At 64.4% G+C, this 13,104-nt stretch carries 14 protein-coding genes; 7 read left to right on the top strand and 7 right to left on the bottom strand.

The genetic code is table 11. The annotated features are described in order from the left end of the window. Nucleotides 1-223 precede the first annotated feature (223 nt). On the bottom strand, nt 224-1,249 hold the full coding sequence (locus V474_RS01255; protein WP_059149758.1) for a substrate-binding domain-containing protein: 1,026 nt from the start codon (nt 1,247-1,249) through the stop codon (nt 224-226). Between the two features lie 209 nt (nt 1,250-1,458). Between V474_RS01255 and V474_RS01260 the strand changes: the two genes are divergently transcribed. Next, on the top strand, nt 1,459-2,613 hold the full coding sequence (locus V474_RS01260; RefSeq protein WP_236710501.1) for an acyltransferase family protein: 1,155 nt from the start codon (nt 1,459-1,461) through the stop codon (nt 2,611-2,613). A gap of 56 nt (nt 2,614-2,669) precedes the next feature. Here the strand turns inward: V474_RS01260 and V474_RS01265 are convergent, their stop codons facing one another. The 5 genes from V474_RS01265 to V474_RS01285 form a co-directional block, all read right to left on the bottom strand. Next, the gene (locus tag V474_RS01265) at nt 2,670-3,836 is read right to left on the bottom strand and encodes a thiolase family protein (protein ID WP_059149760.1); all 1,167 of its coding nucleotides are present in this window, start codon (nt 3,834-3,836) and stop codon (nt 2,670-2,672) included. Next, nucleotides 3,836-4,240 carry a Zn-ribbon domain-containing OB-fold protein gene (locus V474_RS01270; RefSeq protein ID WP_059149761.1) on the bottom strand — a complete coding sequence of 135 codons (405 nt, stop codon included), beginning with the start codon at nt 4,238-4,240 and terminating at the stop codon, nt 3,836-3,838. Before V474_RS01270 ends, V474_RS01265 begins: the two co-directional genes overlap by 1 nt. A 147-nt stretch (nt 4,241-4,387) precedes the next feature. Further along, on the bottom strand, nt 4,388-5,179 hold the full coding sequence (locus V474_RS01275) for an alpha/beta fold hydrolase (RefSeq protein WP_059149762.1): 792 nt from the start codon (nt 5,177-5,179) through the stop codon (nt 4,388-4,390). Between the two features lie 71 nt (nt 5,180-5,250). Next, nucleotides 5,251-6,003 (bottom strand): SDR family NAD(P)-dependent oxidoreductase, encoded by a 753-nt coding sequence (locus V474_RS01280; RefSeq protein WP_059149763.1) that lies wholly within the window; start codon nt 6,001-6,003, stop codon nt 5,251-5,253. Between the two features lie 84 nt (nt 6,004-6,087). Next, nucleotides 6,088-6,579, bottom strand: a complete 492-nt coding sequence (locus tag V474_RS01285; RefSeq protein ID WP_059149764.1) for a flavin reductase family protein — start codon at nt 6,577-6,579, stop codon at nt 6,088-6,090. A gap of 408 nt (nt 6,580-6,987) precedes the next feature. Between V474_RS01285 and V474_RS01290 the strand changes: the two genes are divergently transcribed. The 6 genes from V474_RS01290 to mmsB all read left to right on the top strand — a co-directional run bounded on the left by V474_RS01290 (nt 6,988) and on the right by mmsB (nt 12,871). Beyond that, on the top strand, nt 6,988-8,412 hold the full coding sequence (locus V474_RS01290) for an aldehyde dehydrogenase family protein (RefSeq protein WP_059149765.1): 1,425 nt from the start codon (nt 6,988-6,990) through the stop codon (nt 8,410-8,412). 77 nt (nt 8,413-8,489) lie between these two features. Continuing rightward, nucleotides 8,490-8,981 carry a hypothetical protein gene (locus V474_RS01295; protein ID WP_059149766.1) on the top strand — a complete coding sequence of 164 codons (492 nt, stop codon included), beginning with the start codon at nt 8,490-8,492 and terminating at the stop codon, nt 8,979-8,981. Between the two features lie 34 nt (nt 8,982-9,015). Then, nucleotides 9,016-10,158, top strand: coding sequence for an acyl-CoA dehydrogenase family protein (locus V474_RS01300; RefSeq protein ID WP_059149767.1), 1,143 nt, complete (start codon nt 9,016-9,018; stop codon nt 10,156-10,158). Between the two features lie 13 nt (nt 10,159-10,171). Then, nucleotides 10,172-11,215, top strand: a complete 1,044-nt coding sequence (locus tag V474_RS01305; protein ID WP_059149768.1) for an enoyl-CoA hydratase/isomerase family protein — start codon at nt 10,172-10,174, stop codon at nt 11,213-11,215. Continuing rightward, a complete protein-coding gene (locus V474_RS01310) occupies nt 11,212-11,997 on the top strand; it encodes an enoyl-CoA hydratase-related protein (protein WP_059149769.1) in 786 nt (261 codons plus the stop codon). The genes V474_RS01305 and V474_RS01310 overlap by 4 nt, the downstream gene beginning before the upstream one ends. A gap of 4 nt (nt 11,998-12,001) precedes the next feature. Beyond that, the gene (mmsB, locus tag V474_RS01315; protein WP_059149770.1) at nt 12,002-12,871 is read left to right on the top strand and encodes a 3-hydroxyisobutyrate dehydrogenase; all 870 of its coding nucleotides are present in this window, start codon (nt 12,002-12,004) and stop codon (nt 12,869-12,871) included. Here the strand turns inward: mmsB and V474_RS01320 are convergent. After that, nucleotides 12,858-13,103 carry a hypothetical protein gene (locus V474_RS01320; protein WP_059149771.1) on the bottom strand — a complete coding sequence of 82 codons (246 nt, stop codon included), beginning with the start codon at nt 13,101-13,103 and terminating at the stop codon, nt 12,858-12,860. The two genes, mmsB and V474_RS01320, sit on opposite strands and share 14 nt — an antisense overlap. Nucleotide 13,104 lies beyond the last annotated feature (1 nt).

Raw genomic sequence — 13,104 nt, forward strand, 5'->3', positions numbered from 1 at the left:
ATCCACCATATCGGTATGATTTCTGCGATTCCGGGTGGATGAAGCGGTCCCGCTGCGAAGCGCCGCCCTCCGATCTTGACCGGCCGCTTCGGGCCACCGACCGCGGTCTTTTCGACGCCGGCTTCGGGCATTGACGGACGCTCCAAGGCTACTGACGCTGTTGAGCGTCTAGCTCCTTGCCTGCGTGCCCTATCCGACTGAACCGATGGGTGGGAGGCCGCGTTCAGGTGAGCGGGGCGACGCTGCTGCGTACCACTAATTCTGTTTTGAACAGCACATCGGGCCCCGAATGTCCGCCCTGTCTGATGGTCTGCGCGGCTTCTCGTCCCATGGTGCTCCAGGGGATGCGCATCGTTGTCAGCGGCGGGACGGCGCGCCTTGCCGGCGCGGTGTCGTTGAAGCCGGCAACCGAGAGGTCTGCGGGGACTGTTACCCCCATCTGCGCCGCAGCGTGGAGGACGCCCAGGGCCATCTCGTCGTTCGATGCGAGAATGGCACTGGGGCGAGGGCTTATTTCGAGCAGGAGCCGCCCGGCTTCGATCCCCGATGCGAAGGAGTTGTCACCTGCCACGATCAGCGCCGGCCCACGGTCGAGCCCGTTGTCAGCCATGGCGTCGAGATAGCCCAGTTCGCGCTGCCGGGCGCTGAGCAGGTCTTCTGGTCCGGCTACGAAGCCGATCCGGCGGTGCCCGTGCCCTATCAACCAGGCTGTCAGCTGGACCGCAGCACCGCGCTCGTCGCAGAGGAGGCCGTGCTGGGCCGCCGCAAGATAGCCTCTGCGGGGGCCGATGCGGACGCAGGCCACTTTTCCCGCGCTGCACAAGCCCGCCAGATCCTCGCGTTCGGCAAGTGAGGGCAGCAGTACGATCCCTGCTGGACGATAGCGTTTGAGAAAGGCGCTCAGGCGCGCCGCTGCCACATCCGCAGTTATGGGTTGCAGGACCAGAGCCAATTCGCTGTCCGCCAGCGCGTCGCTCATCCCGGTTTGAACTTCGGCGAGAATGTCGCGGTCGAGGCCATCGTGGATCAGCGCAAGGAGAGGGTTTCGTCGCAGCGCCGGGGCAGGTGGTCCCGCGCGCAGCTGGGTTTCGGGAGCGATGGCTGCTCGTTCGATTGCCGAGGTTGACCTGGCGCGCGGCGGTTCACGCGCCGGGGCGGCATCTTGCGCCGTTGGCGCTACGTGCTTGGTATGGAGGCCCGAAACGCTGGCGATGTCGTCGGTCTCGTCTCGCGCGTTGGTGATGGTCATCCGCCGATCTTCGGCGGCGCCGGCCGCATCACCAACCCCAGTCTGCTCCGAAATGGGGGGCAAGCGCGTTACCCTCTGTTACAACCGCGTGATTGCAGAGCAGTGACAAGCCGCCTATTGAGCCGGCGAAAGAACCCTCGGCCATCCTGCCGTGCGGTCCATCGTCACGGAAAGAGATGCAACCCGCGCCAACCCAACGCCACTATGGAATGGACTGGCTTCGTGTCGGCGCTTTCGTGATGCTGATCTTCTACCATGTCGGTTTCTCGTTTACGCCCTGGGGCTACCAGACGCCGACGCGCGGGGTCGTCCAGTGGGCGGAAATTCCCTTGTTGGCGCTCAGTGCATGGCGCCTTGCGCTGCTGTTCGCGATCTCCGGCTATGCCAGCGCGGCACTGCTTTCGCGGGACAGGGACACCCGATCGTTCCTGAAAAGCCGCCTGTTACGACTGGGCCTACCGCTTCTTTTCGGCCTGACCGTGATCGTGCCGCCGCAGCCTTACATGGGGCTGCTGAACACTGGCTATACTCACGGTTACGGCTACTTCCTGTTCCATGACGCGTTCAGCTTCCGCAAGGTGATCTACGAGAACCTGCCGGCGATCATGCACTTGTGGTTCGTGATCTACCTGCTGGCCTATACTGCGGTGCTGTGCTTTGCGATGATGCTGTTGCCGGATCGTTGGCTCGCGGGTCTTCGGCGCGGCACCCTGACGGTGCTGGCGGGACCTTGGCTGCTGCCGGCCGGATGTCTGGCGATTTATGCGGTGCGCTCTGTCGGGGCGGAATGGACCGATACGCACGATGTCCTCAACGATGTGGTCGCGCATCTCCACTATGGCGGCATGTTTCTGTTCGGCTTCCTGCTGCGTGGCTCGGAAAGCCTGCGACAGGCGATTGCGCGGCAATGGAAGCCTGCTCTGCTTGTCGGCGTGGCGGGTTATGCCTTCGTGGTGGTGGAGGCCTGGTACTTCCCTGGCAATGTTCGCACCCCGCGCGCCTGGATGGAGCCGTTGGACTTTGCGAAGGCGGTGCAGTGCTGGGGCACGGTGATCGCGCTCTTCGGGATAGCCGACCGCTTCTGGAACCACGACGCGCGCTGGCGCGGTACGCTGGCCGAAGCGGTATTTCCGGTCTTCATCGCCCACCAGACGGTCATGGTGCTGGCCGGCTACTGGCTGCGCGACAAGGGACTGACGGCGCTGCCGGAGTTTCTGACACTGTGCGTTTCGGTCGCCGGAGGATCGTGGCTGTTCTACCTTCTCGGCCGCGAAATCGGGCCGCTTCGCCCGCTCATCGGGCTCAAGCGCGCCAAGCCGCCGCGCAAGCGAAAGGCGGCGGCGCTGCCGTCCACGGCGGCCTGAACTAACATCCCCGGCCCCGCGGGAGGAGAGCCCGCGAGGCCGGAGCCGGCCGAACCTCAGTCCTTCGTAAGTAGCAGCGCGGCTGCCAGCGGACCGCCGCCCGACGTCGCCACCGCAACGCGGGGATCGCCCGGAATCTGCCGCTCGCCGGCCCGTCCGCGAAGCTGCGTCACTGCCTCGTGCGCAAAGCCGAAGCCGTGGAGGCGCCCTGCGCCGAGCTGGCCGCCCGCCGTATTGAGCGGAAGCTGCCCGTCACGCGCGATCCGGGTGCCGCCCTCGATAAACCGGCCGCCTTCGCCTTTCTCGCAGAAGCCAAGGCCTTCCAGCCAGGTGATCGGTAGGAACGCGAAACCGTCGTAGAACTGCACGGTGTCGACATCGGCGGGGGTATAGTCGGTGCGCGTCCAAAGGTCGCGGCCTGCATCGTAGGCGGCGGGCCATTCGACCTGGTCCCACGAATAGCGATCGACCGAGCCGGACATTGCGGCGATGCGGATCGGCTCGCACCTGATCTCGTCCAGCGCGTCGCCTGCCGAGACGATGACAACGGTGGAGGCATCGGAAAAACGGTCGCAGTCGTAGAGGCACAGGGGCGTGGAAATCATCCGCGCGTCCAAGTACTTGTCGAGCGTCAGCTCCTCCCTGGTGATCGCCCGGGCGCGCGGGTTGAGCATCGCGTTTTTCGAACCGTTGATGGCGATCTGCCCCAGCTGCTCGCGGGTCAGCCCGTACTGGTGGACGTGGCGCGCGGCGTACTGTGCCGTCCAGCAGGCCGCCGAAGTCGCCCAGAACGGGCTGGTCCACTGCGACGCGCCCGAGACAGTCTCCGAACGGGCGGGCATGTATTGCGCCGGATCGGCTATGCCGCCAGCCTCGTAAACGGTGCGGAAGCACAGGACATGGCGGCAGATGCCTTGCTTCACCGCCCATGAGGCCATCCCGATGGCGGAAAGCTGTGCGGGTTGCTCCATGCCGCCCATATGCCACTTGGACTTTATACCCAGAGCCTCGATGATCTCGTCCGTGCCCACCGGCGAGAAGGCGAGGTAGCCGTGGCTCTTGCCGGGGAATGAGAACACGCCGTCGATCTGGTCGAAGGTGAGGCCGGCCTCGGCGATGGCCTCCTTCGCGGCGTCCAGCGTCAACAGCAGCGGATGGCGCGGCAGGCGTACGCCGACTTCGGACTGGCCGATGCCGGTGATGTAGGCTTCCTTGCTGGCCATCAGGCGACCTTCTCGAAAAGTGGGTAGAACACGCCGTCCTGTTCTTCGAACACGACTTTCACCGCGTCGCCGAACGCCACGGCATCGACCGGGCAGTTGACGATGTTGGTGGTGAGATAGACCCCCGGCACGCCGTCGAGCGCCACGCGCGCGATGACGAAGGGCACTTCCAGCCCCTTGGCCCAAGGCTGATGGTTGATCGTGAACGTGTCTATCACGCCGGTGCCAGCGACTGAATCGGAGGCAATGTTCTCCGATTGGCAGTGTCGGCAGATGATGCGCGGCGGGTGGGTATATTGGCCGCAGTCGCCGCACTTCGCGATGTTGAGGTGCCCTTGCGCGCCGCCGGTCCAGAAGGCGGAATTTTCCTGGTCCAGTCTGGGCCTCGGCCGCGGTGGGTTCATGTGTCGCTCTCCCGGTTCTCAGGGAGATCAGTCCGGTGCTGCGCGGCCTGCGTCAATATCGCCCACGGACTCATCGCAGCGACGTTCGGGTATTACCTTGTCGTCTGCCTGGCGACACGGGCCATTTTGGCGTCCCCAAGCCGGCTTCTAGGCTGAAAGGAAGCTCTCGATTTCCCCCGCGATCACTTCCGGGATTTCGAGGTTGAGCATATGGCCTACGCCCGCGTGGTCGATGCAGGTAACCTGCTGGCCCATGGCCGCGATCACTTTTGCAATGAGGCGGAAATCCTCGGTGTCGCGCTCTCCGGCGAGGAGCAGCGCAGGCATCGACAGGTTTGCCAGCCGGTCGATGTCGGGGAGGGCGGGGCGCTGGTCGTCCTGCACCCACTGGCGGCCGTGATAGGCTTCGATCGAAGTTTGCATGGCGCCGCCTGCCGGGGCTTCGCGCAAGGTATCGAACAGCGGATGGCACCACCACAAGTCGCGGGCCAGCGCGATGTCACCGGAGCGGGCGGCGCGGCCGATCGTCTTCCAGCGCTCGATCCACTCGCTCGTCCACGACCAGCCCACCATCAGCGGACTGATGAGCACCAGTCGGCGCACCCGCTCGGGGCGGTTGAGCGCGAAGTTGAGGGCAGTGGCACCGCCCAGCGACATACCGCACAAGTCCGCCTGCGCGATTTCCAGCGCGCCGAGCAGGGCGAGCAGGTCATCGGCGTGGGAGAAGGGCGTCCCGGCGTCTGCCTGCGATTCCCCGAATCCGCGCTGGTCGTAGGCGATCAGAGGGCGGTTAGCGGGAAGGGCGGCGATCAGCGGCTGCCAGTCCTGCCGGGAGCCGCCGAAGCCGTGGACGAGAACCAGCGGCGTGCCCGCTCCCTTTCGCGCGGTGCCAGAAAGTGCGGCGCTGCCAAGTTCAAGAGTGAAGGGTTCGAAATCCATCCGCGCAGGCTAGCGCCGGTTCGGGGAGAGTGGAAGCGCCGTCCCGGATCGGGTCCGTGACGGCGCAATGCTCAGGCAGAGCCCATGTAGCGCCCGCCGTTGGTGCTGATCGTCTGCCCGGTCATATAGCTGGCTTCCTCGGAGGCGAGGAAGGCGGCTGCTGCCGCGATATCGGCGACTTGACCCAGACGGCCCACCGGGAGCGAGGCACCGTAAGCCTCCGCGTCGATGGGGGCGCTGCGAAGCATCGGGGTGTCGATCGAGCCGGGTGGGATCATGTTGGCGGTGATGCCGGTCTTGCCCAGTTCCAATGCGAGCGCCTTGGTCAGGCCCAGCAGTCCGCCCTTGGAGGCGACATAGTGGCTCTGCGCGAAGGAGCCTGATTGGGTCGAGGACGAGGTGATATTGATGATGCGGCCCCACTGCGCGGCAAGCATGTCGGGCACGATCTCGCGGGTGACCAGCCACGGCCCCTTGAGGTTTATGCGGATGACCTTGTCGAATTCGTCTTCCGGGATATCCATGAACGGCGTGAACGGGGCGATACCGGCATTGTTCACGAGGATCGTGATGGGGCCGAATTTTGCGCGGGTCTCGTCCGCTGCGGCCCTAATCGCGGCCTTGTCGGAGCAATCCGCGACAATGGCCAGCGCCTTGCCGCCGGCCGCCTCGATCAGTTTCACGGTTTCGGCGGCGCCTTCGGGGTTCAGGTCCCAGACAGCGATGGCGGCCTTGTCCTCGGCCAGCCGTAGGGCGATGCCGCGGCCAATGCCGGAACCCGCGCCGGTGATCACGGCAACCTTGCCGTCAAGCGAACGTGTCATGCGATTGTCTCTCCCGGATCGAAAATGCTGAACATCTGAACAGTATCCGGGCCGGGAGAGTCAAACCGCCTTGGCGATGAACGCTTACATCTGCTCCGCGAAGCTGCCGTAGCGGCCGCGGTGGAACAGCATCGGGTCGTCTTCGCGCACGGTTTCCATGCGCAGCACCTCGCCTAGTACGAACCAGTGGTCGCCCGCCTCGGTGACCGAGTACATCTTGCACTCGATCGCCGCGATGGAATCCTTGATGACCGGCAGGTCGTGGTCCGAGATCACGTATTCCACGCCGACGAATTTCGCGTCGCCCTTGGCGGCGACGGAGCGGCAGACGTGCTGCTGGTCGCTGCCCATGACGTTGACGCAGAAACGCCCCGCCTTCTCGATCAGCGGCCATGAGGTGGACGACTTGTCGGGGAAGAAGCCGACCAGCGGCGGGTCGAGCGAGACAGAGGTGAAGCTGCCCACCACCATGCCGGCGGGCTTGCCTTCGTCCATTGCGGTGATCACGCAGACGCCGGTGGGATAGCTGCCCAGGACCTTGCGGAATTCTGCCGGATCGATCGTCGTCACACTCACGCGCTTACACCTTTTCCTGTTTCACGGCGGCGAGATCTGGTTGGCCTGCCGCAGCGGGTACGCCATCTCGATATCGCCAGTACCAGTGCCCGTTAGCCTTGTGGCGGGCAAGAGGGTAGCGGCATTCATGGCAGAATGTCCGGGACGCGATCATTGCAGCAATCCGGGCGTCAACCGGGCCGCGACCGAGCGCGACGAAAGTTGCATCGGAAGGGGTGTTGGTTGATGTTTTTGCACCTTTCAAGGTTTAACCGCGCGCTTAAAAAACTTGCCTCCGCCTGCCCAAAGGTGCAGGGGACGAAGCTGTGGCGGATGGCCTAACGCGATACGCGAGCGGCGATCCGGATGCCTGCTTACAGCGGGGCCGGCCGGGCCGGACACCTGCACGCAATTAAGGGAAGATGCACTATGGCTACTGCTGAACTCATCGCCGAAACTCCCGTCGCTGCCGAAGTCGCCGCGATCGTCGCGCGCTCGCGCGCGGCGCAGGCGCAGATCGAAAATGCCACGCAGGAACAGGTCGATACCTGGATCCGCGGCATGGTCTACGCCGTCTGCAAGCCCGGCATGGACGAGGAAATCGCCCGCGAAACCGTCGAGGAAACCCAGCTCGGCAATTACGAGGGCAAGTTCAAGAAAATCTCGGTGAAGACCCGCGCCACCTTGTACGACATCATCGACGACAAGTCGGTGGGCATCATTGAAGAAGACGCGGCTCGCAACATCGTCAAGCTGGCCAAGCCGGTCGGCGTGATCGGTGCGCTTTCGCCCTCGACCAATCCCGAAGCGACCCCCGTCATCAAGGCGATCAGCGCGGTCAAGGGCCGCAACTCGATCATCGTCTGCCCGCACCCGCGCGCCAAGCTGATCAACGCCAAGATCTGCAATCTGATGCGCGACGCGCTGGTCAAGATGGGCGCGCCTGCCGACCTCGTGATCCCGATCGAGGTTCCCTCGGTCGAGAAGACCAACGAAGTCATGAAGCAGTGCGACCGCATCCTCGCCACCGGCGGCACGCCGATGGTGAAGGCGGCCTATTCGTCGGGTACCCCGGCGCTGGGCGTGGGCGTGGGCAACGCGGTCATCACCGTCGACGATACCGCCGACCTTGACGATGCCGCTACCAAGATCCTGCTTTCCAAGACGCTCGACTACGCAGCTTCTTGCTCTTCGGACAACTCGGTGGTCCTGCTGGACGCGATTTACGACGCTATGCTCGAAAAGCTCAAGGGCAAGGGCGGCTTCGTGATCGAGGGTGAGAACAAGACCAAGCTGCAGAACGCGATCTGGGAAGACGGCGAGCATATCAACGCCAAGGTCGTCGCTCAGTCGGCGCAGTTCATCGCCGACTATGCCGGGTTTGAAATCCCCGAGAACACCGCGTTCTTCATCGTGCCGGAAACCGGCTACGGCCCGGACTACAAGTTTTCGGGCGAGAAGATGACCGTCACCATGGCGCTCTACCGTGCCAAGGACATCGAAGACGCGATCCGTCTCACCAACGCGATCCAGGGCTATCAGGGCCAGGGCCACTCCTGCGGCATCTATTCGACCAGCGACGAGAACATCATGAAGCTGGCCGCAGGCACCAAGACCAGCCGCGTGATGGTGAACCAGCCGCAGTCCGCCTCGAATTCGGGCAACTTGTGGAATGGCATGCGCCAGACCTTTTCGCTGGGCTGCGGTTCGTGGGGCGGCAACGGCACCAACAACAACGTCACCTGGCGCGATCTCATCAACGAGACCTGGGTGTCCAAGCCGCTGGCGCAGAACAAGGTGATCCCGTCGGACGCCGAACTGTTCGGCAAGGACATCATCGAGCTGGTCGGCTGATCTTTTCACGGCAACCGGATAGGGGGGCGGAGCGTTTCTTCGGCCTTTATCCGGCTACCGTGAAATGGAGACGACCGATGAACCGCACCCTTCCTCTTGTCGCTGTAACCGCTGCGCTGGCCTTGGCTGCCTGTTCGAAGGAGCCGGCGGCGCCTGCCTCGCAGCCCGCCGCGGCGCAGACGGAGGAAGTGTTCCAGGAAGAGCCGGTCTCGCCCAGCGAAGCCGTCGAACCTGCAGCCAGCACCCCTTCAGTGGACGAAATTCCGCAAGCCGCGCGTGGCCGCTGGGGTCTCGTCCCAGCGGACTGCACGAGCACGAAGGGCGATGCCAAGGGGCTGCTGGAAGTGTCGGCGGACCAGCTCAAGTTCTACGAATCAGTGGCGAAGCTGGGCACCATCAAGGAAGCGGGCGAAAGCCGCATCCGCGCCACATTCGCCTACACGGGCGAAGGGCAGAGCTGGAACCAGGACGTGGTCCTCGATGCGCAGGACGATGGCAAGACGCTGATCCGCCGCGACTACGGCAAGGACGCCATGCCCGGGCCGCTGAAATACACCCGCTGTACGTGACGAGGTCACGGCAGGTACACACACAGGGGCAGAGATGACCGAACAATTTGGGCTGACCGAGGACCAGATCGCGATCCAGAAGACCGCGCAAAAGTTCACCGCCGACCGCATCACCCCCTTCGCGGCCGAGTGGGACGAGAAGCACCACTATCCGGTCGACGTGTGGAAGGCTGCCGGCGAACTGGGCTTCGGCGGCATCTACGTGTCGGAGGAAGGCGGCGGCATCGGTCTGGGCCGCCTCGACGCGGCGCTCATCATGGAAGCGATGGCCTACGGCTGCCCGTCCACCAGCGCCTATATCTCGATCCACAACATGGGCGCCTGGATGATCGACACGTTCGGCGACCAGCAGCTCAAGGACCGCTATCTCCCCGAACTGGTGACGATGGAGAAGATCGCCTCCTACGCCCTCACCGAACCGGGTTCGGGATCGGACGCGGCTGCGCTGAAAACCTCGGCGCGGCTGGACGGCGACCACTACGTCCTCAACGGTACCAAGCAGTTCATCTCGGGCGGCGGCGTCAACGATGTCTACGTGGTGATGGCCCGTACCGGCGATCATAAGTCGCGCGGCATTTCCTGCTTCGTGGTCGACAAGGGCACGCCGGGCATGAGCTTCGGCGCGCCCGAGAAGAAGCTGGGCTGGAACAGCTCGCCCACCGCGCAGGTCGTGTTCGAGGACTGCCGGGTGCCGGCAGAGAACCGCGTCGGCGCCGAGGGTGACGGCTTCAAGTTCGCGATGGCCGGCCTGGACGGCGGACGCATCAACATAGGTGCCTGCTCATTGGGCGGCGCGCAGCGCTGCCTCGACGAGGCGATCCAGTATTCCAAGGATCGCAAGCAGTTCGATCAGCCTATTGCGGACTTTCAGAACACCCAGTTCCGCCTCGCCGAAATGGCGACCGAACTGGAGGCTGCCCGCGCGCTGCTCTATATGGCTGCCGCAAAGGTCACTGCCGGATCGCCGGACAAGACGCGCTTCGCCGCCATGGCAAAGCTGCTCGCCAGCGACACCGGCTCCTCGGTGGTGGACCGCGCGCTGCAGATCTTCGGCGGTTATGGCTACCTCAAGGACTATCCGATCGAGCGCTTCTGGCGCGACCTGCGCGTCCATCGCATCCTCGAAGGCACCAACGAGGTCATGCGCATGATTATCGGCCGCGATCTGCTCAAGTAAATCAGGGGGCTTCATGACCGACGAATTGCTGACCCGGCGCGAGGGCGTCCTCGGCGTGATCGCGCTGAACCGGCCCAAGGCCATCCATGCCCTTACGCAAGGGATGTGCACCGCGATGAGCGCGGCGCTGACCGAGTGGGCGAACGATCCCGCCGTCAAGGCGGTGACAATCGAACACGCCGAAGGGCGCGGCTTCTGCTCTGGCGGCGACATCAACCTGCTACGCCAGTCGGCGCTCACCGATGGGGGAGAGGCGGGCCGCCGCTTCTTCTTCGACGAGTATCAGCTCAACCATCAGCTTTTTACCTACGCCAAGCCGGTGGTCGCGTTCATGGACGGCCTCACGATGGGCGGCGGCGTCGGCATCTCGCAGCCCGCGCAGTTCCGCGTTGCGACCGAGAACACCCGCTTCGCCATGCCCGAAACCGGCATTGGCCTGTTCCCGGACGTAGGCGGCGGCTGGTATCTCTCGCGCCTCGAAGGGCGGGTTGGTCAGTTCATGGCGCTGACCGGTGCCCGGCTGGACGGAGCTGAATGCCTCTGGGCCGGGCTGGCCACCCATTACCTGCCTGCCGAGGCACTGCCCGAAGCCAAGGCGCGCATTGCCGCCGGTGAAGACATCGCCGCCGTCCTCGCGTCGCTGGCGGTCACCCCACCCGAACCGAGGATCGCCGCCCATGCCGGCGCGATCCGCAAGCATTTCGCCTTCGATACGCTGGAGCAGGTCCTGGCCTCGCTGGAAAGTGATGACAGCGAATGGGCGGCCAAGGAGCTCACCACCCTGCGCAGCAAGAGCCCGCAGGCCTGCAAGGTTTCGCTGCGCCAGCTCGAAACGTCGCTAGGGCTTGAGACCTTCGCGCAGAACATGACGATGGAATACCGCCTGGGCGGCCGCGTCCTCGTGTTGCCTGACTTTGCCGAAGGCGTGCGAGCGGTGATCGTCGACAAGGACCAGAACCCCCAATGGAACCCGGCCACCCCTGAGGGCGTGACCGAAGAGATGCTGGACGCGATCTTCGCGCCCCTTGCCCCTGAAGAGGAATGGAAGCCGCTATGAGCACTTACGAAACGATCCTCGTCGAGCAGCAGGGCGGTGTCACCGTCATCACCCTCAACCGTCCGCAGGCGCTCAATGCGCTGAACTCGCAGGTTCTGACTGACCTGATCGCAGCCTTCGCCGCCTTCGAGGCCGACAAGTCCCAGGGCTGCGCGGTCCTCACCGGATCGGGAGAGAAGGCCTTTGCAGCCGGCGCCGACATCAAGGAAATGGCCGACAAGCCGAGCGCACAGTTCTATTCGGAGGACTTCTTCGCCGGATGGACCAGCCAGATCGTCAAGACCACTCGCAAGCCTTGGATCGCTGCCGTCAACGGTTTCGCACTGGGCGGCGGCTGCGAACTGGCGATGATGGCGGACTTCATCATCGCGTCGGATAACGCCAAGTTCGGCCAGCCCGAAATCAAGTTGGGGGTCGCTCCCGGCATGGGCGGTTCGCAGCGCCTGACCCGCGCCGTGGGCAAGTCCAAGGCGATGGACATGTGTCTTACCGGGCGCATGATGGACGCCGCCGAAGCAGAGCGTTCCGGCCTCGTCAGCCAGGTCGTGCCGCTTGCATCGCTGCTGGAAACCGCGCTGAAGTCTGCCGCTGCCATCGCCGCGATGCCGCCGCTGGCAGCGACGATGAACAAGGAAATGGTCAACCTCGCGTTCGAGACCACGCTGGACACCGGGCTCGTGCTGGAGCGCCGCATGTTCCAGGTGCTGACATCCACCGAAGACAAGGTCGAAGGCATGACCGCCTTTGTTGAAAAGCGCCCCGGCGTCTGGAAGGGAAAGTAATCTCATGAAGATCGCATTCATCGGCCTTGGCAACATGGGCGGCGGCATGGCCGCGAACCTCGTCAAGGCGGGCCATGAGGTTCAGGCCTTCGACCTTTCGCCTGACGCGCTGGCCAAGGCTGCGGAGAACGGCTGCACCACCTTCACCGCCGTTCCCGACGCCGTCGCGGGCGTGGACGCGGTTGTCACCATGCTGCCCAACGGCGGCATCGTGAAAGCGGTCTACACTGCGGACGTGATCGGCAAGGCTCCGGCCGGCGCGCTGTTCCTCGATTGCTCGACGATCGACCTCGCGACCGCGCGCGAAGTTGCCGAACTTGCCGTCGCAGCGGGCTACGAGATGGTCGACGCGCCGGTTTCTGGCGGCATCGCGGCGGCCAATGGCGGCACGCTCACTTTCATGGTCGGCGGCGACGATGCCGCGTTCGAGAAGGCCAAAGCCGTGCTCGATCCGATGGCCAAGGCGGTCATCCACGCCGGTGAGATCGGTGCGGGTCAGGTCGCCAAGATGTGCAACAACATGCTGCTGGCGGTGCATATGATCGGTACCTGCGAGGCCTTGGCCCTGGCCGAGAAGGCGGGCCTCGATCCGCAGAAGTTCTATGAGATCAGCTCGAAGTCGACCGGCTACTGCTGGTCTCTGAACGATTACACCCCGGCTCCGGGCGTGGGTGCGGCCAGCCCGGCTGACAACGACTATGCGGGCGGTTTCGCTTCGGCGCTGATGCTTAAGGATCTGCGTTTGGCGATGGCGGGTGCAGGCACGGCCGGCGCTGCTGTGCCACTGGGCGAGCATGCGACGAAGATTTACGAACAGTTCGTGGAAGCTGGCAACGGCGGCAAGGACTTCGGCGCGATCTTCACGACCCTGTAAGGTTAAATTCCTCCTCGTCGCGCGGCGATGGGGAGGAACTTTCGGCTTCGCGTCGTTCCCGCTCGAATGCGGGTAGTTTCATGCCCTTGGTGCGGCTGGTCAGGTGATATTGCCGGCACAGCCCGCAGCGATAGGGGCGCAGCGGGAAGGGCGCCTTTGCCGCAATTTCCAGCGCGGCGTCCTCACTCGGGTAACGCGCCTTGCGCTGGCAGATGCCGGGGCGGGTGCGCATT

The organism is Novosphingobium barchaimii LL02 (assembly GCF_001046635.1).
Lineage (GTDB): Bacteria > Pseudomonadota > Alphaproteobacteria > Sphingomonadales > Sphingomonadaceae > Novosphingobium > Novosphingobium barchaimii.